Genomic DNA, 17,215 nt, shown 5'->3' on the forward strand with positions numbered 1-17,215 from the left:
CGCCTCACGAGCCCGGCCTATTGGGAACCGTGGCACCATTGGGGCCCTTCTTCGACGGCGGCACCACCGTATTGGGGTTGCTTGCGTTGCGCGATTTGGCGTTCTGGTCGAGCCCGTCCATGCAGCCAGCGATGTAGTCCGTCTTGTTGAGCCCCCCGTCTGGCCGGGTCAATGGGTTGTTGTCGGAGTTGAACGCCTTTTCGCACGCCTCCTGGTGCGAGACCGGCCCCACGTTCTGCAATTCAGTGAGGCTGAAGTATCCGAAGGCGGCCATCTCGGCGTCGCCATGGGTGGCGCTGTCCAGGCCCATCTTGTAGGACTGCGAAGACTTGTCCACGGCACGGCTTCCGCCGCCGAAGGGTCCGGCTGTCAAGAAGATTATGGCGGCGACGATGGCAACGGCGGCGCCCGCGACGACGAAGGCGACCTTGCGTTGCCGAGGCTGGCGAGACCAAAACTGCCGACCATCGTCCCGCGCCTTATTCACACGGGGGCGGACTTGCTCCCACGGGTTCGGTACCCCGGCGGGCTCGGGCGGCGGGGGAGGCGTCTGTGGTGGGGGCGGGGGCACCGGCGGCGCGTGGTCGGGCGCCGTCGGGGCCGTGTTCTTTCGCTGACGGTGCGGAGTCCAGTTCTGACCATCCCAATAACGTTGTGCAGTCGAGTTTTCCGGATCGTCGTACCAGCCGGCGGGCGTCGTCATGTTCGTTGCCTTCCTCAGGGCGGTCACGCAAATGCTCCGGGCAGCGGCTTGGAAGATCCTTGGCGTCCGCGCCGGCCGCGTCCGTCGGCATTGTTCGGAAGTCCATAGGGACCACCATGGAAAGTCTCGCAGGTTGTGACGTCAATCACATAGCCTTTTTGCGGGTGGCTTGATCCGGTTACCGATCCGGTATCGCCGAACCCGGGGCGCACACCCGTGTGCCACCATGACTGCCATGGTCAACGCCGATCGCGCCCGCTCCCGGACCTTCGTCGTGACGGGCGCGGCGTCGGGCATCGGCCTGGCCACCGCGCGGCGGCTGCTGGCCGAGGGCGGCACCGTCATCGGCGCCGACGTGGCCGCCCCGCCCGATCTGGGGGCCGACTTCCACTTCGTGACCGCCGACGTCACCGACGAGGCCGCCATCGCGGGGGTGCTGGCCGCGGTGCCCGACCGCCTCGACGGGCTCTTCCACGCGGCGGGCGTCGCCGGCGGCGGCCCCGTCCACCTGCTCGACCGCACCGAATGGGACAGGGTGATCGGCATCAACCTCACCGGCACCTTCCTGATGGCCAAGGCGGCCCTGGCCAGGATGATCGAGCAGCCCCGCGTCGACGGCGAACGCGGTTCGATCGTCACCGTCGCCAGCATCGAGGGCCTGGAGGGCACGGCCGGCGGCAGCTCCTACAACGCGGCCAAGGGCGGCGTCGTGCTGCTGACCAAGAACATCGCGCTGGACTACGGGCCGAGCGGCATCCGCGCCAACTCCATCTGCCCCGGCTTCATCGAAACCCCGATGGCCCACAACGTTTTCGGCCTGCCCGGGATGGAGGGACCGCTGGCGTCGATCACCGAAGAGCATGCTTTGCAGCGGCTGGGCCGGCCCGAGGAGGTGGCGGCGATGGCGGCGTTTTTGCTGTCGCCCGACGCCTCGTTCGTCAGCGGCCAGGCCATCGCCGTTGACGGCGGCTACACCGCCGGTCGCGATCACGGTGTCGTCAAACTCTTCGGCTTCCCGCAGTAGCGCCTTAAGATTCGCGCATGGTCACTCCCGACGAGGCGATCGACGCAATCCGAGGCACCGGCGGCGCGCAGCCGGGCTGTCGCGCCCTGCACGCCAAAGGCATGCTGTACCGCGGGACGTTCACCGCGAGCCCCGAGGCGTCCGGGCTGTCGCGCGCCAAGCACCTCGACGGCTCGACCGTCCCGGCGCTGATCCGGTTCTCCAACGGCTCGGGCAACCCGAAGCAGCGTGACGGCCTGCCCGGGGTACGCGGCATGGCGGTGAAGTTCACGCTGCCCGACGGGTCCACCACCGACGTGTCGGCCCAGACCGCCCGGCTGTTCGTCTCCAGCACACCGGACGGGTTCGTCGACCTGCTCAAAGCGATGCGGCCGGGCCTGACGGCGCCGCTGCGCATGGCCAAGTACTTCCTGACCCACCCGCGGCTGCTCGGCGCGTTGCCCGTCCTGCGCGAGGCCAACAAGGTCCCGGCGAGCTACGCCACCATCGAATACCACGGCCTGCACGCCTTCCGCTGGATCGCCGCCGACGGCAGCGCCAGATTCGTTCGCTACCACTGGGTTCCGGTCGTGGCGGAAAAGCGGCCGGCCAGCGAGGGCGACGGGCCCGACTTCCTGACCGAGGAGCTGAACGCGCGCCTGGCCGGCGGGCCGGTGCGGTTCGACCTGCGCGTGCAGATCGCCGGGCCGGGCGACTCGACGGTCGACCCGTCCGCGGCCTGGGACAGCACGCAGATCGCCACCGTCGGCATGCTCGCGATCGACGGCCTCGAGACGCAGCGCGAGCACGGCGGCGACATCGTCGTGTTCGACCCGATGCGCGTGACCGACGGCATCGAGCCCTCCGACGATCCGGTGCTGCGCTTCCGCAGCCTCGCGTATTCGGCGTCGGTCAAGCTGCGCACCGGCGTGGACCGCGGCCGCGAGGCGCCTCAGATCTGACGGCGGCTAAGCTCTTCGGAAGTGCTGCTCTCCCATATGGTTTTGATCGCCCTGGCCGGGTTCGGCGCCGGCGCCATCAACGCCCTGGTCGGATCGGGCACCCTCGTCACGTTCCCGACCCTCGTCGCCCTGGGCTACCCGCCGGTCACCGCCACCATGTCGAACGCGGTCGGCCTGGTGGCGGGCAGCGTGTCGGGCACCTGGGGGTACCGCGCCGAGCTGGCGGGGCAATGGAACCGGCTGCGGTGGCAGATCCCCGCGTCGCTGGCCGGCGCGGTGCTGGGCGCCTTCCTGCTCCTGCATCTGCCCGCGACGGTGTTCACCGCGATCGTGCCGGGGCTGCTGGTGCTCGCGTTGGTGCTGGTGGTGGTCGGGCCGAAGCTGCAGTCGTGGGCCGCCCGGCGCGCCGAAGAAGCGGGGCGTTCACCCGAGCACATCACGCCGGGTCGGATGGCCGTGCTGGTGTTCGGGACGTTCGCGATCGGCGTCTACGGCGGCTACTTCACCGCCGCGCAGGGGATCCTGATGGTCGGCATGATGGGGGCGCTGCTGCCCGAATCGGTGCAGCGCATGAACGCGGCCAAGAACCTGCTGACGTTGTTGGTGAATGTCGTTGCGGCGGTGAGCTACTCGCTGGTGGCATGCCAGCGCATCAGCTGGCCGGTGGCCGGGCTCATCGCGGCGGGCTCGCTGATCGGTGGGCTGGTCGGGGCGCGCTATGGCCGGCGGCTCTCGCCGACCGCGTTGCGCTCCACCATCGTGTTGGTCGGCCTGATCGGGCTCTACCGCCTGCTCAGCGTGGCTTGACGGTGACCTCGGCGACGACGTCCAGCACATCGTGGCGTTGTTGCCACGCCTGCCGCTGCCGCATCGCCCCGTTGCCGCGCGCCACGACGCGGTCGAGTCCCGTTGCCGCGCGGTGGTATTCGCCGAGCGCTTCCAACGCCGGGCGCACCCGCTGCACCAGCGCGCCGAGCTGCTCGCGCGCCGGCACCGCCCCGCGGCCGTGGATCAAATCCAGGGTGTGCCCCGCGAGCCCGTCGTGGGCGGCCTTCCAGTACGCCGCCCGCAGCGCGCCGGGCGGCAGGCGCCCCAGCACGTCACCGTCGTCGCGAGCGTCGAGCGCCGTCATCACCGCGGCCCTGATCAGCGTCGCCAGCAGCACGGTCTCCTCGACGGTGGCCGGCACGTCGGCGACCCGGACCTCGACCGTCGGAAAGTCCGCCGACGCGCGCACGTCCCAATAGATCATGTCGGGGTCCAGGATCACCCCGGTGTCGACCAGCATGCGCACCGCGCGGTCGTAGTCGTCGGGCGAGGGAAAGAACGGTGGCGGCCCGGCGGCCGGCCAGCGGCGCCACAAGACACTGCGCCAGCTCGCGTGGCCGCTGTCGGCGTTGCGGTACACCGGCGAATTCGCCGACAGCGCAAGCAAAGACGGCAGCCACGGCCGCAGCCAGTTGCTGACGTGGATGGCGGCCGCGCGGTCGGGCACCTGCACGTGGACATGGCATCCGCAGATGCCCTGCTCGTGGGCGATCATCCCGAACTCGGCACCAATCCGCCGGTAGCGCGGGGTGTCGGTGACGGGAAACTCGTGCGGCGTGGCCGGCGGGAGGCCCGAGGCCAGCAGCCGGACGCCGGCGGCCTCGGCGGCCTNGCGGGGGGCCGGTTCGCCGGTCCGCGGGTCAACGAGGAGGAACTCCTCCTCCACACCGACGGTGGGCGCGAAAGTTGGCCCGGAACTCGGGGAGTCGCTCAGCTCACCAGCGAGCGGCCGACCCGAGCGCGGCGTCCGCGCTCGGGTAGATGGGCAGCACGGCGTTCAGCCCGCAGGCGTCGACGAGTCGCGTGACGATCGGCGCGTGGCTCACCAGGCGCAACTCGATGCCGCGGTCTCGACACCGGTGCGCCTCCTCGGCCAGGACCGCGAAGGCGCAGCAGGCCATGAAAGTCAACCCGGTGACGTCGACCACGAAGGGTCCGGGCGCGATGACCACACTGGCGGCCTCGCTGACCAGCTGGCGCCAGGTGTGCTCGTTGCAGGCGTCGACCTCGCCGCCGGCGTTGATGAGGACCGCCGCGCCATTGCGGTCGGTGGTCGCCCGCAGCGTGCTGTGTGGATCGCCGAGCTCGTACACCAGCCGCGTGCTGAGCGTGAGAGGTGGTGGACTGGACATCGGTTCCGCAACGATAACCGGACTCATGATGGACCCCCTAATCGACCGACGCTTGGCGTCGGGATGGTGCCCGTCCTGCTGACTTAAGACGAATTCTTCGCAACGTGCGAATCTCTTTTGTATAACGAGACAGGGCGGTCTGTCTACCTGGCGGGAGTTAAGAGTATGGTAAGGCCCGTATGACCAGCCATGATGTCTTGACGCCGGGCAGCTCGGCCCGGGAACGGATCCTGGCCGCGGCGTATGAGCTCTTCAGCCGGCGTGGGATCCGCGCTGTCGGCACCGACGAGGTGATCGAGCGGGCCGGCGTGGCCAGGGCCACCCTCTACCGTCATTTCGCGACCAAGGACGACCTCGTCCTGGCCGTGCTGCGCCGGCGCGAACAGGTGTGGACCCACGGGCTGATCGAGGAGCAGTCGCGGCAGCGGGGCGCCACGCCCGAGGAACAGTTGCTCGCCATCTTCGACGTCATGCACGACTGGTTTCAGCTTCGCGACGGCTACGAGGGCTGCTCGTTCATCAACGTGTTGCTGGAGTTGGGGGTCGATCATCCGGCCGGCCGGGCCTGCATCGTCCACATCGACCACGTCCGCGACATCGTTCGCCAGCGCGCCGTAGCCGCGGGGCTCGTCGACGTCGAGGACTTCGCTTCGTCGTGGCACATCCTGATGAAGGGCGCGATCGTGCTCGCGGCGGTGGGCGACGTGGATGCCGCCCTGCGCGCCCGCAAGATGGCCTGCGCGCTCATCGAGGAGCACCGGCCGGCGGCGTCGGAGGACATCGGCGAGGCGGTGGGTTAGCCCCTTGAGACCTCAGGCGGCGTCGGCGGCGGTGGTGCCGGTTTTGCGGTAGTGCTCTTCCTCGAGTTCGGCGATGGCCCGCGAGGTGCGCTCGCGCAACGCGAAGGCGGCGATCAGGCCGCACACGATCGCGATGACCAGCGCCACCCAGGAGAACCGCTCCATCCAGCGTTCGGCGGCCATGCCGGCGAAATACACCAACGCGGTGGTGCCACCCGCCCAGCAGACGGCGCCGGAGACGTTGGCCGCCAGGAACCGCGGGTAGTGCATCTTCAGCGCGCCGGCCAGCGGCCCGGCGAATATCCGCAGCAGCGCGATGAACCGGCCGAAGAACACCGCCCGAACTCCCCAGCGGTTGAACAGCTTCTCGGCTAGCGCGACATGCCCGGGCCCGAAGTGTTTGGGGAAGCGCCGGCCGAGCCGCTCGAAGAGCGGCATGCCGAACCGCCGTCCGATCGCGTAGCCGATGGAGTCGCCGATCACGGCGCCGATCACCGCGGCGACGCCGACCCCGACCGGGTTGACGGCCAGGTCGTGATGCGACGACATCAGCGCCGCGCTGACCAGGACGATCTCGCCCGGAAGAGGTATGCCGAGGCTTTCCATCCCGACCACGCCGCCGACCACCAGGTAGACCAGCAGTGGCGGGATGGACTGCAGCAAAGCCTCCAGATTCATGGGTCAAGGATGCCTGACCGGCGCACGAACCGCGCCGTAATCTCCGCGCTCGGCGTGCTGAGGGGTTCCAGCCGCGGACGCTTGGGCACCCGCCCGTCGGCGGAAGACATGCCGCGCAGCCGTCGCCACACCCACGGCATGAATTTCTGCTGCGTCCAGCGCAGCTGGCCGTACGTGCGGGATTGGAACGACAGGCGCGTCGGGCTGCCGCTCGCTTCGGCCCAATCATGGTTGCTGCCAGGCAAATTGAGCGCCTCGGCGGCCGCCGCGGCGAACAGGATGTGCCCCTTGGTGGACGCGTGCACGCGGTCGACGTCCCACGTGTCCAGGTCCCGCATCGAGGCCGCGTTGTAGAGGTCCACGAGCCTGAACTCGTAGCGGGCGGCGGCCGCCCGGATGGCGTCGTTGATGCGGGCGAGCCGCCCGGACACCAGCCGGCCGAGCGGGAGGAATTGCGCGACGTTGGGGAAGGTGGTGGTCACCACCGTCGCGCCCGATCCGGCGAGCGCGGCGTAAACATGCTCCAGCTTGTCCAGGGCGCGGCCAAACGAATTCCCCGGCTGGATCACGTCGTTCATCCCGACGCACACGGTGATCAAATCCGGTTGCATCGCCAGCGCCGGCGGAACCTGTTCGCGCAGCACGTCGGCCACCAGCTTGCCGCGGATCGCCAGGTTGGCGTAGTGCAAACCGGGGTAGCGGGCGTCGATCATGGCCGCGAGCCGATCGGCAAACCCGAGGCAGCCGATCGCGTCGTTGCCGTCCCACAACCCCTCGGTCTGGCTGTCCCCGATGGCGACGTATCGGCCGTATCCGGTCTGTGTAGCCCCGCACACGATGCCGAGACTAACCGCTAATCCCGCTTCCGTCGTTGTAGCGTGGCGCTGGTTCGCCGTGAGGAGAGTCTGTGGAATTCAACCTTGCCCAGGTGTTCGGTGCGGTCGCCGCGGCCAACCCCGACCGGGACTGCATCGTGTTCGGCGATCGGCGCTTCAGCTACGCGCAAACCGCCGAGCGCGCCCGGCGGTTCGCCCGGGCGCTGCACGGCTGGGGGCTGGGCGCGCACCGCGAACGCGCGGAGCTGGCGCCGTACGAATCGGGGCAGAGCAACCTCGGGTTGTACCTGGCCAACTGCAACGAATTCGTCGAGGCGATGCTCGGCGCCTACGGGGCGCGGGTCGCCCCGTTCAACGTCAACTACCGCTACGTCGCCGACGAGCTGGTGTACCTGCTCGGCAACGCCGGCGCCGACGCGGTCGTGTATCACGCGCGGTTCGCGCCGACGCTGGCCGAGGCGCTGGTCAGGATGCCCGGTCCCGTGCGGCTGATCCACGTCGACGACGGGTCGGGCAACGACCCGCTGCCGGGGGCGGTGCGCTACGAGGACCTGCTCGGGTCGGTGTCCGACGAGCCGCTCGACCTCTCGTTGTCGCCGGACGACCTGTACGTGCTCTACACCGGCGGCACCACCGGCATGCCCAAGGCGGTGCTGTGGCGGCAGCACGACATCTATGTCAACGCCATGGGCGGGCGGACGCTGGGCACCGGTGAGGTGGTGGGCAGCCTGGAGGAGATCGTCGAGCGATCGCGGCTGCAGGGACCGGGTTCGATGACCCTGGCGCCGCTCATGCACGGCGCCGCCCAGTGGGCGGCCTTCATCAGTCTCTGCGGCGGCCGGCCGTTCGTGATGGCGCCGACGACCACCCACTTCGACCCGGCCGAGGCGCTGGCGCTGGCCAGCCGCGAACGGGTGATGTCGCTGTCGATGGTCGGCGACGCCTTCGGTCGGCCCCTGGCCGACGAACTCGAGGCCGGCGACTACGACCTGTCCGGGCTGCTGGCGCTGGTCACCGGTGGGGCCGCGCTCAGCGCCCCGCTCAAGCAGCGGTTCGTCGAGCTGCTGCCTCAGGTGACGATCGTGGATGCGGGCGGGGCGTCGGAATCCGGCGCACAGATGATCCAGGCGTCCAGCCGGCTGCAGGGCGCGACCGGCCGCTTCGCCCCGAACCCGGGGGCGGTGGTGGTCAGCGAGGACCTGACCCGGATCCTGTCGCCGGGCGAAGACCAGATCGGCTGGCTGGCCCAGCAGGGGCCGATACCGCTGGGCTACCTGGGTGATCCGGACAAGACGGCGCGCACGTTCCCGGTGATCGAGGGCATCCGCCACTCGGTGCCCGGCGATCGGGCCCGCTGGCACGCCGACGGCCAGATCGAGCTGCTCGGCCGCGATTCGGTCACCATCAACTCCGGCGGGGAGAAGATCTTCGCCGAGGAGGTCGAGGCCGCGATCGCCGAGCACCCCGACGTGTACGACGTCGTGGTGACGAGCCGGCCCAGCGCCCGGTGGGGCAACGAAGTCGTCGCGCTGGTCCAGCTCTCCGACGGCGCCTCCGCCGATCCCGACAGCATCATCGCCGAGGCCGCCCGCCATATCGCGCGGTACAAACTGCCGAAGGCGATCGTCTTCTGCGACCGGCTGCGGCGCTCGCCGTCCGGCAAGGCGGACTACCGCTGGGCGAAAGAGCAAGTGGCACAGGGTAGTTGAGCCTGCGGTGCCCCATCCGACACAATGGCCTCCCGGGGAAAGGATATGGCGTGTGCCCTGCCCCCGCCGTGGCTGGTGCGGCAATTGAGTTAGCCTCGGTGGCCGTGGCCGAGCAATGGAGTGTCAACGCGATTCGCACACCGGGGCGCCCGGTCGTCGCACTCGGTGCCGCCGTGACGCTGGCCGTGTTCGTGGCGGGGCTGATGTGGGCCAAGTGGATGCCCTACGCGGCCAAAGCCCTGCGCGCCCGGCGGACGCATCACTGGTCGGCGTCGAACATTCTCACCATCGGCGGGGTGCGCACCGGGGACGGCCCCACCTGGCACGCCGCGACGACGTTCTTTCACGCCTACTTCTTGGCGATTTGGCAGGCGCTGCTGGTGGCGCTGCTAATCAGCGCGTCGGTACAGGCGTTGCTGCCGCGATCGTGGTTGCCACGCGTGTTGAACCGGCGCGGCGTGATCTCGAGCGCGCTGGCCGGCGGGGTCGTCGGCATGCCGTCGATGATGTGCACGTGTTGCGCCGCCCCGGTGGCGGTGACGTTGCGGCGCAACGGCGTCGGGCGCGTCGCCGCCGTCGCCTACTGGCTCGGGAATCCATTGCTCAACCCTGCGGTGCTGGTGTTCTTGGCCTTTGTGGCGCCGTGGCAGTGGACGCTGACCAGGATGGTGGTCGGCGTCGCCGCCGTGGTTGGTGTGGCGGCGACGGTCGGGCTGGTCACTGGGGGCGGCGGGCAACCGCCCGCCGAGTCCGTCGCCCCTTCCGGTGACGGCGGGCCGGCGGCGAGGCCCGGCGTCTTCGTGCGGGCGCTGCTGCGGTTGTGTCTATTTCTGTTGCCCGAGTACGCGGTCATGGTGCTCCTGGTCGGGGCGTTCCGGGGCTGGCTGCTGACCCTGACCGGATCCCCGCACCACGGCCTGCTGATCGTCGTCCTCGCGGCGGCGGTCGGCACGCTGATCGTCATCCCGACAGCGGCGGAGATTCCGATCCTGCAGGGGCTGGCGCTGCTCGGGGCCTCGACGGGAACGCTTGGTGCGCTGCTGATCACCCTCCCTGCGGTCAGCGCCCCGGGTGCGGCGATGGTGGCACGCAGCTTCGGATGGAAGGCCACCGCGGCCACCACTTGCGCGGTGATCGTGGCGGGCCTGATCGGCGCGACGGTCCTGAGCGCGCTCTGAATCGCGGTACCGTCACTGTCATGGCGAACAAGAGGCAGCAGGACGCCGCCGATTCGCTTGCGCCCCAGTACCCGATCGAGTCGGTCGACAACGCGCTGAGGCTCCTGCTGTTGCTGGGTGAGCGGCCCGAGATCCGGTTGACGGAGGCCACCCGTTACCTCGGTGTCGCGCCGTCGACCGCGCATCGGCTGTTGGCGATGCTGAACTACCGCGGGTTCGTCCGGCAAGACCCGGTGTCCAAGGCGTACCTGCCCGGCCCCTCGCTGACCGGCGTGGCGTTCGCGATCCTGGGGCGCCTCGACATTCAGCGCTGCGCCGCGCCGATCATGCGCGGCCTCAGCGAACAACTGCGGGAGACGATTCACGTCGGCATGCTCGACGGCGCCAACGTCCATTTCGTGGCCGCGGTCGAGGGCCCCGCCGCGGTCCGGGTGGCCTCCCGGCTGGGACGGACCATGCCGGCGCACTGCACCTCGACGGGCAAGGTGATGTTGGCCCAGCTCGCGGAAGCCGAACTGCGCCAATTGTTTCCGGACGAGGAGCTGGAACGCGTCACCCCCCAGTCGATCGGCAGCCGCACCGAGTTGGAGGCCGAGCTGTCCCGCATCCGCGAGCGGGGCTACGCCGTCAATCGCGAGGAGAGCGAGGAGGGCGTCGCCTCGGTGGCCGTGCCCATCCCCACCCGCGCCCCGGGCCTGCGGCTGGCGCTCAACGCGGCGGCACCGCAGAACCGGCTGGACGGCCCCCAGCACCCAGCCGTGGCGGCCGCGCTTGTCAAGGCGGCCAAGGAGATTGGCGATCAGCTCGGCTGAGAATGTCCGGTGTGGGATCTCCGGCCGCAGGAAGACGTCGCGCGCCGGATATGAACCTGTGACATCGGCTGTCAGCCGTTCAAGCGTGCGACCTCGTGCCGCCAGGCGGCCTCGACATTGAGGCCGGATCCCAGGTCCGGCAGGTCATCCCAATCGCGTTCGTCGATGTCGCGCAGCGTGCCGCCGGCCGCGCGCACCCGCAACGACATCCGCGCCAGCGCGTCGACGCCGATCGCCTGCAGCACGGCCTGCTGAACAGTGCCTGCGGCGCTGGTGATCCCGTGCCCGCGCAGGATCACCACCGACCGGCCGCCCATCGCCGCCACCATCTCCTTGCCCAGCGCGGAGGTTCGGATCAGCACGGAACGTTCGTAGACCGGCAAACCGCCGCGCGCGAGCCACGCGCCGGGGATGTCGTAGGCCCCGTAGATCGGCCGGATGGCGATATCCGCGAGGTCGGCGGCGACGACGGCGGGCGGGTGCAGATGCGCGACGGCGCGGTAGTCCGGGTTGGACAGCAGGGTTTCGACGTGGATGGGCAGCTCGTTGGGCACCCGGTAGCCGTCGAGTTCGCCTGCGGCGCCCGCGGTTCCATCGAACGTGACGAGCCGGACGTCGGTGGGCCGGGTGAACGCCACCCCGGTGTCGGTGTCGCTTCGGCACCGCACGAGCAGGCGCTCGTCGTCGGCGCGCAGGCTCAGATGACCCAGGACGCCGTCGACCAAACCGCGCGCTGCCGCGACCCGGCAGCCCCGCGCTACCAGGGCGCGTTGCTCCTCAAGCATGTCGGCCCCCCAGCCCGAATCCGCCGTCGGGATGGACGGTTTCGCCGGTGATGCCGCGGGATCGGTCGGAGGCGAGGAAGACGAAACTGAAGGCGTGGTCCGCGCCGGTGAGCGCGACGTTGAGCGGGGTGCGCGCCGCCATGTCGCGCGCGCGGTCGGGGGTGTCGTCGAGGCGGACGCCGTCGAGGCCCAGGCTGGCGAGGCCGCGCAGGTCGGTGTTGAGCGTGCCGCCCGGTGCCACGCCGTTGACCCGGATCTGTGGCGCGAGTTCGTGAGCCAGCGTCGCCACCAGCCCGCGGACGGCGAACTTCGACGACACGTAGAGCACGCCGCCGCGCCCGGGCTGGTACGACGATGTGGACTCGCACAAGACGATCGACGACCCGGTGCCGGCCCGCAGCGCGGGGAGGGCCGCCTTGACGGACTGCAGGTGGCTCAGCACGTTGGTGCGGAACATCTCGTCGAACGCTGGCGAGAGCGCCTCGTCGTCGATATCGCCGATGCCCCGAGAGAAATCGAAGACTCCGACGCAGTTGACCAGCGTGTCCAGCCCGCCGAAGGCGCCCACCGCGGCGCCGACGGCGCAGGCGTTGGCCGCTCGGGTGATGGCGTCGCCGTCGATCACCGGGACGTCCGGCAATTCGTCGCGCAACCGCTCGCATTTGCCGCAATCCCGTTCCAGGGCCGCGACTTTGGCGCCCTCGGCGCGAAACGCGTCCAGCACGGCGCGGCCGATCCCCGAACCGGCGCCGACGATCAGGGCGCGCTTGCCCTCAAGCCATCCGGTCATCGCCGCCCTCCGCCTCGTCGGGCAGCAGCGGCGCGCCGCACCTGCCGACCATGGTCGCCAGCGTGCGGGCGTTCTGCCAGGTCAGCGCCTCCAGTTCGAGCGCGTCCAGGCTGATCGACCGCCCGGTTTTGGGTGCGCTGATCAGCAGCCGCGTCCCGTTGCGGGTGTCCACCCGCCGCACCTCGACTTCGGCGAATTCGTTTGCCACCGTGATGGATTCGTTCACAGGAACACCGCCAAATTCTGCATCCGCAACACCGACTCGTCCACGAAGATGGTGCGGCGAGCCAGCTTCCAGCGATCGTCGCACCGCCGCAGCAGGTCCTCGCGGCCGCAGGACACCAGCGCGCTCTCGTTGACGTCGCCGCGGCTGCGAAACAGCAGTTCGGCCGATTCGACGGCTAGGTGGATGTCGTCTTCGACAAAAGTGCGCACGTTGGTGACGAAGTGCCGCAGCCGCGACGGCGGATCCTCGGTCCACGCGTGCTCGGTGGCGAAGCGCGCGACCCGCTGGCTCAGCGAGTACTTGTCCTCGTCGAAGTGCGCCATCCCCGGTGACGTGTCGAAGCCCGCGCCGCGTGCCGTCGTGACCCGGACCGGCATCATGTAGCGAACGTCGTCGGTCAGCGTGTCCAGCCACGCCTCGTAGTCTTGGGCGTCCAGCAGGTAGGCCTCGTCGACCAGGAACTGGTTCGCCTCGAGGTGCCGAACATCACTAAAAGGCAGGCACGGCAGCGCTTTTCTCATTGTAGGTAGTCCGCCCACAGCCCGAGCAACGCGCGCTGGTTGTACTCGTTGTAGCCGACCTGCGCGCGGCCGGGCCCGTGGAACGACTCGGCGGGCAGCGCCTCGACGACGGGGCGATCGTCGGCAAGCAACCCCATCCGGCTGTTGAGCAGCAGGCGGCGCGCCATCGAACCGCCCGCGGTGGTGGTCAGCGACACCCAGTTCTCCACGTCGTCTTGTTCGAACATCCCGGTGGACCCGAAACACATCAAATATGCCTGGTACGAATCACGTTTGTATTGCGGGGGAGCCGCGGAATCCACCGCAAACCACGAGCAAACCTCGGTTTCGTTCGCGCTGATGGGCTGCCACAGCCGGATCGAGATGAACGGCAGCACCCGGTCGCTCCCAGGCAACTTCGGCCAGTTGTGCACGAAGCTCAGGTTCGGGAAACAGGTGGCCGCCGAGATCATGAACCCGTCCTCGCCGACCACCCGCTGCTGCTGGGGCGTCCAGGCCTCCTTGATCCGGCCGATCATCTCGTCGGGATAGCCGACGTAGCGCATCCGCTCGTCGAAGTCACCGGGCGGAAGTTTGTAGGTGGTCCCCCCGCCGCGGTGCGCCCAATAGGTCGCTCCGTCCTTGCGCTTCTGGGCTTTTGGCTCGCGGAACAGGCCGATGTCGACGATCGACGCGTGCGTGTGCGGGGTGTGGTACATGTCGCCGGCGAAGTTCTCCGCGCCGATCTTCCAGTTCGCCTTGATCCGCCAGCGCTGCGGGCCCCGCACTTCCAGGCCGCCGGCGCTGTGCTTGGTGTAGAAGTCCAAATAGAACCCGAAGTCGCCGAGGAAGTCCTCCAGCGGTTCGGCGGCCGGGTCCATGCTGATGAACAGCAGGCCGTTGTAGCTCGCGAAATTCGGTGCCGGAAGCAGGCTTTGGCCGCTCCGGGGCAGCCCCTCGTCGCCGCCGTAGGCCTCGCGGTGGAACGGCAGCCCGGCGAGCCGGCCGTCGTTGCGGTAGGACCAACCGTGGTACGGGCAGCGGAAATTGGAGGCGTTGCCCAGCTCCGCGCGGCACACCTGCATGCCGCGGTGCAAGCACATGTTAAACAAGGCGCGGATGTGGCCGGCGCGATTGCTGATGATGAAGGAGTCGTCGAGCACCCGCCGCACCACATAGTCACCGTCGTGCGGGATCTCCGATTCGTGGCCCACGAACGTCCACGCCCGGCCGAACAGGCGCTCGCGCTCCAGCGCGAACAATCCCTCGTCGTTGTAGATGTGGGCGGGGATGAGTCCCCGCCGAACGTGGTCGCAAACGTTACGAAGATCCGTCACGGGCGTCCTCTGCACTACAGAATTATATTCCGCCCAGTAGAATCTGACAGCCGGTGCGCCCGGTCGATGCTTACGGTCAGCGACCTCGGAGCATCCTTTTGGCGAACTCACAGGTGGCTGACAACTGAGGATTCAGGGCGCGCGGCTACGGTGGTCACGTCGGATCCCGAGCGCTTGTGAGCGCGAGGTAGCACGGGGATTGGCGCCGAGTTTGCGTGCATTGCCGTCGTTTGGCTCTGCAGCTGAGGAAGGACGGTGTCATGGTGGATCGGTCCCGGGGGGCCGGCGTTCGGTTGCGGGAACTCGGACCGCGCGTGCTGTCAGCAATCGGGCGGCAGGAGTGGCTGGATCGGCCGAGCTATCGATTCGAGCATCTGCTCAGCTTCGGCTACAACGCGCTGGGCGGTGCGCGCGACACCGTCACCAACGCGCTGCACGGCGCCTGGCTCGGGCACCCGGTCCATCCGCCGCTGGCCTCGCTGACCAGCGGGGCGCTGGGCACGACGGTGGCGCTGGACGCGCTCAGCCTGCTGCCCGGCCGGCGGCCCAGCGAGGTCCGCGACGCGTCGCGGTTTGCCAGCCGCGCGCTCGGGGTGGGGATCCTGGCCAGCATCGGTTCGGCGATCACCGGCACCACCGACTGGCAGCACACCCATCAGGAGGAGCGCCGGGTGGGGCTGGTGCACGGGCTGGTGAACCTGGCCGCCACGGCGCTCTACGCGCAATCCTGGTGGGACCGCCGCCGGGGCCGGCACGTCCGCGGCATTGCCCTGACGGCGCTCGGCTACGCCATCACGCTGGGCGGCAGCTATCTCGGCGGGGCCCTGGTGTTCGAGTCCGGCATCGGCATCGACCAGTCCGGTGAGCGGCTGCGCAGGACGGAGTGGACGCCGGTGCTGCCCGCGAGCGCGCTGAATGGCAAGCTGGTGCGCGTCGAGGTCGAGGGCGTGGGATTGGTTGTGTGCCAAACGAACCCGGGGCAGGTGTCGGCGTTCGGTGAGTTCTGCCCGCACCTGGCTGCCCCGATGGCCGACGGCTGGGTGGATCGCGGCCGGGTGGTGTGCCCCTGGCACGGCTCGTGGTTCGCGACCGAGTCGGGGGAGGTCTTGCGCGGCCCCGCGGCGGCCCCGTTGCCGTGTTACGAGGCCAGATTGATCGACGGAATGGTCGAGGTGCGTGCCGAGGAGGTAGCGAAGTGAACGCCTATGACGTCTTGAAAGAGCACCACATCGTGATCAAGGGGCTGGGCCGCAAGATCAGCGAGGCGCCGGTGAACAGCGAGGAGCGGCATGCCCTCTTCGACGACTTTCTGGTCGAACTCGACATCCACTTCCGCATCGAGGACGACCTGTACTACCCGGCGCTCAAGGATGCCGCCAAGCTCATCGCGGTCGCCCACGCCGAGCATCGTCAGGTGGTCGACCAGCTTTCCGTGCTGCTCAAGACGCCGCAGAGCGCGCCGGGCTACGAGGCCGAATGGAACTCCTTCAAGACGGTGCTGGAGGCCCACGCCGACGAGGAGGAACGCGACCTGATTCCCGCGCCGCCCGAGGTGAAGATCACCGACGCCGAGCTCGAGGAGCTGGGCAACGAGATGGCCGCGAGGATGGAGCACTACCGCGGCTCCGCGCTGCACCGGATGCGCACCAAGGGCCGGGCGGCGCTGGTACGGGGGCTTTAGCGGGCGATCACGCGGCTAACGGGGGGTTAGCCGCGCGATCGGGAGTAGCCTCACGGCTGATGAACGCCGAGGTTGTCACGTCCCAGGAGGACATCACGGCGGAGATGGCCGCCCTGAGCCGCGGTGAGACCGCCGGGGATCCAACGCAGCCGCGGCTCGATTACCCGCCCTATCGCAGCACCACCCTGCGCCACCCCAAGCGGCCGCCGCTGGTCGTCGACCCGGAGGAACTCGAACTCGAGGGGCCGTGTTTCGGCAGCCACGAGATCGGCCCGCTCGACGCCGACCTGACGGCCGGCCATCCCGGCGAGCCGCTCGGGGAGCGGATCATCGTGACCGGGCGGGTGCTCGACGACGCCGGCGGGCCGGTGGCGGGACAGCTGGTCGAGATCTGGCAGGCCAACGCGAGCGGCCGGTACCGCCACCAACGCGACCAGCACCCGGCCCCGCTGGACCCGAACTTCGTCGGCGCCGGCCGTTGCCTCACCGGGCCCGACGGCTCCTATCGTTTCCTGACCATCAAGCCCGGACCCTATCCGTGGCGCAACCACCACAACGCCTGGCGCCCCGCGCACATCCACTTCTCGGTCTTCGGAACGGCTTTCACGCAACGGCTGGTCACCCAGATGTACTTCCCGGGCGACCCGCTGTTCGACCTGGACCCGATCTTCCAATCGATTCCCGATCCCGCCGCACGAGGGCGCCTGATCGCCCGCTACGACCACGGCCTCACCCAGCCGGAGTACGCAACCGGCTACCGCTGGGACATCGTGGTATGCCGCGGCCACCGCACCTGGACCGAAGGCGATGGCTGAATTGCCTTGCACCCCAGGGCAAACGGTCGGCCCCTTCCTCGGCCTCGGGCTGCCGTATCCCGGTGACAGCGATCTGGTCGCCGACGGGCATCCGCACGCCGTGCGGTTGCACGGGACCGTGTACGACGGCGCCGGCGAGGCGGTCCCGGACGCGCTGGTCGAACTGTGGCAGCGCGACGGCGCCGGACGCATCCCGCGGACGGCGGGCTCGCTGCGCCGC

At 69.5% G+C, this 17,215-nt stretch carries 20 protein-coding genes and 2 pseudogenes; 11 read left to right on the forward strand and 11 right to left on the reverse strand.

The features are described from left to right. Nucleotides 1–4 precede the first annotated feature (4 nt). Both BN4348_RS61160 and BN4348_RS62715 read right to left on the reverse strand, forming a co-directional pair. Nucleotides 5–373: a hypothetical protein gene (locus tag BN4348_RS61160; protein WP_142308646.1), complete on the reverse strand. Its 369-nt coding sequence runs from the start codon at nt 371–373 to the stop codon at nt 5–7. Nucleotides 374–604: 231 nt separating this feature from the next. Further along, a pseudogene (locus BN4348_RS62715) lies at nt 605–703 on the reverse strand (DUF2510 domain-containing protein); the annotation flags it as partial. 226 nt (nt 704–929) lie between these two features. Here BN4348_RS62715 and BN4348_RS36050 point away from each other — a divergent pair. Genes BN4348_RS36050 through BN4348_RS36060 form a run of 3 tightly spaced genes read left to right on the forward strand, consistent with a single transcriptional unit; the run spans nt 930 to nt 3,475 of the window. Then, nucleotides 930–1,727: an SDR family NAD(P)-dependent oxidoreductase gene (locus BN4348_RS36050; protein WP_211145688.1), complete on the forward strand. Its 798-nt coding sequence runs from the start codon at nt 930–932 to the stop codon at nt 1,725–1,727. Nucleotides 1,728–1,744: 17 nt separating this feature from the next. Continuing rightward, complete coding sequence (locus BN4348_RS36055) at nt 1,745–2,668, forward strand: catalase family peroxidase (protein WP_066910104.1); 924 nt, start codon at nt 1,745–1,747, stop codon at nt 2,666–2,668. Between the two features lie 36 nt (nt 2,669–2,704). Beyond that, nucleotides 2,705–3,475, forward strand: coding sequence for a sulfite exporter TauE/SafE family protein (locus BN4348_RS36060; RefSeq protein WP_066910107.1), 771 nt, complete (start codon nt 2,705–2,707; stop codon nt 3,473–3,475). On the opposite strand, the gene BN4348_RS36065 is transcribed toward BN4348_RS36060, so the two are convergent. Further along, nucleotides 3,462–4,430: a glutamate--cysteine ligase gene (locus BN4348_RS36065; protein WP_066910110.1), complete on the reverse strand. Its 969-nt coding sequence runs from the start codon at nt 4,428–4,430 to the stop codon at nt 3,462–3,464. The genes BN4348_RS36060 and BN4348_RS36065 overlap by 14 nt on opposite strands. Before the next feature lies 1 nt (nt 4,431). Continuing rightward, nucleotides 4,432–4,875 carry an anti-sigma factor antagonist gene (locus tag BN4348_RS36070; protein ID WP_066910113.1) on the reverse strand — a complete coding sequence of 148 codons (444 nt, stop codon included), beginning with the start codon at nt 4,873–4,875 and terminating at the stop codon, nt 4,432–4,434. Nucleotides 4,876–5,027: 152 nt separating this feature from the next. Between BN4348_RS36070 and BN4348_RS36075 the strand changes: the two genes are divergently transcribed. Next, complete coding sequence (locus tag BN4348_RS36075) at nt 5,028–5,648, forward strand: TetR/AcrR family transcriptional regulator (RefSeq protein ID WP_066910116.1); 621 nt, start codon at nt 5,028–5,030, stop codon at nt 5,646–5,648. 12 nt (nt 5,649–5,660) lie between these two features. Here the strand turns inward: BN4348_RS36075 and BN4348_RS36080 are convergent, their stop codons facing one another. Together BN4348_RS36080 and BN4348_RS36085 are read right to left on the reverse strand one after the other, a co-directional pair. Next, a complete protein-coding gene (locus BN4348_RS36080; protein ID WP_066910119.1) occupies nt 5,661–6,326 on the reverse strand; it encodes a DedA family protein in 666 nt (221 codons plus the stop codon). Then, a complete protein-coding gene (locus BN4348_RS36085; protein WP_066910122.1) occupies nt 6,323–7,162 on the reverse strand; it encodes an SGNH/GDSL hydrolase family protein in 840 nt (279 codons plus the stop codon). The genes BN4348_RS36080 and BN4348_RS36085 overlap by 4 nt, the downstream gene beginning before the upstream one ends. Nucleotides 7,163–7,233: 71 nt before the next feature. Here BN4348_RS36085 and BN4348_RS36090 point away from each other — a divergent pair, with 71 nt between their 5' ends. The 3 genes from BN4348_RS36090 (at nt 7,234) to BN4348_RS36100 (ending at nt 10,861) form a co-directional block, all read left to right on the forward strand. Next, a complete protein-coding gene (locus BN4348_RS36090) occupies nt 7,234–8,871 on the forward strand; it encodes an acyl-CoA synthetase (RefSeq protein ID WP_066910125.1) in 1,638 nt (545 codons plus the stop codon). 104 nt (nt 8,872–8,975) lie between these two features. Next, nucleotides 8,976–10,049, forward strand: coding sequence for a permease (locus tag BN4348_RS36095; RefSeq protein WP_235852667.1), 1,074 nt, complete (start codon nt 8,976–8,978; stop codon nt 10,047–10,049). 20 nt (nt 10,050–10,069) lie between these two features. Next, nucleotides 10,070–10,861, forward strand: a complete 792-nt coding sequence (locus BN4348_RS36100) for an IclR family transcriptional regulator (protein ID WP_066910128.1) — start codon at nt 10,070–10,072, stop codon at nt 10,859–10,861. Nucleotides 10,862–10,932: 71 nt separating this feature from the next. On the opposite strand, the gene BN4348_RS36105 is transcribed toward BN4348_RS36100, so the two are convergent. The 5 genes from BN4348_RS36105 to BN4348_RS36125 are packed head-to-tail and all read right to left on the reverse strand — an operon-like array spanning nt 10,933 to nt 14,514. Next, on the reverse strand, nt 10,933–11,646 hold the full coding sequence (locus BN4348_RS36105) for a class II aldolase/adducin family protein (protein WP_066910131.1): 714 nt from the start codon (nt 11,644–11,646) through the stop codon (nt 10,933–10,935). Next, nucleotides 11,639–12,436: a 3-(cis-5,6-dihydroxycyclohexa-1,3-dien-1-yl)propanoate dehydrogenase gene (gene hcaB, locus BN4348_RS36110; RefSeq protein ID WP_066910136.1), complete on the reverse strand. Its 798-nt coding sequence runs from the start codon at nt 12,434–12,436 to the stop codon at nt 11,639–11,641. Before hcaB ends, BN4348_RS36105 begins: the two co-directional genes overlap by 8 nt. Then, nucleotides 12,420–12,662 carry a dihydrodiol dehydrogenase gene (locus tag BN4348_RS36115; protein WP_066910137.1) on the reverse strand — a complete coding sequence of 81 codons (243 nt, stop codon included), beginning with the start codon at nt 12,660–12,662 and terminating at the stop codon, nt 12,420–12,422. Before BN4348_RS36115 ends, hcaB begins: the two co-directional genes overlap by 17 nt. Next, entirely contained in the window at nt 12,659–13,183 is a 525-nt protein-coding gene (locus BN4348_RS36120) for a 3-phenylpropionate/cinnamic acid dioxygenase subunit beta (protein WP_066910140.1), read from the reverse strand. Before BN4348_RS36120 ends, BN4348_RS36115 begins: the two co-directional genes overlap by 4 nt. Further along, nucleotides 13,180–14,514: an aromatic ring-hydroxylating dioxygenase subunit alpha gene (locus BN4348_RS36125; protein ID WP_372514271.1), complete on the reverse strand. Its 1,335-nt coding sequence runs from the start codon at nt 14,512–14,514 to the stop codon at nt 13,180–13,182. Before BN4348_RS36125 ends, BN4348_RS36120 begins: the two co-directional genes overlap by 4 nt. Nucleotides 14,515–14,759: 245 nt before the next feature. On the opposite strand from BN4348_RS36125, the gene BN4348_RS36130 reads away from it, so the two are divergent. The 4 genes and pseudogenes from BN4348_RS36130 to BN4348_RS36145 all read left to right on the forward strand — a co-directional run. Further along, nucleotides 14,760–15,698 (forward strand): Rieske 2Fe-2S domain-containing protein, encoded by a 939-nt coding sequence (locus BN4348_RS36130; protein WP_066910146.1) that lies wholly within the window; start codon nt 14,760–14,762, stop codon nt 15,696–15,698. Beyond that, nucleotides 15,695–16,180: a hemerythrin domain-containing protein gene (locus tag BN4348_RS36135; RefSeq protein ID WP_066910149.1), complete on the forward strand. Its 486-nt coding sequence runs from the start codon at nt 15,695–15,697 to the stop codon at nt 16,178–16,180. The genes BN4348_RS36130 and BN4348_RS36135 overlap by 4 nt, the downstream gene beginning before the upstream one ends. 59 nt (nt 16,181–16,239) lie before the next feature. Then, nucleotides 16,240–16,995, forward strand: a complete 756-nt coding sequence (gene pcaH / locus BN4348_RS36140) for a protocatechuate 3,4-dioxygenase subunit beta (RefSeq protein WP_066910152.1) — start codon at nt 16,240–16,242, stop codon at nt 16,993–16,995. Beyond that, nucleotides 16,988–17,215: pseudogene (locus tag BN4348_RS36145) on the forward strand (protocatechuate 3,4-dioxygenase subunit alpha); the annotation flags it as partial. The gene pcaH and the pseudogene BN4348_RS36145, both read left to right, overlap by 8 nt.

It is taken from the genome of Mycobacterium interjectum, from assembly GCF_900078675.2.
GTDB lineage: Bacteria > Actinomycetota > Actinomycetes > Mycobacteriales > Mycobacteriaceae > Mycobacterium > Mycobacterium interjectum.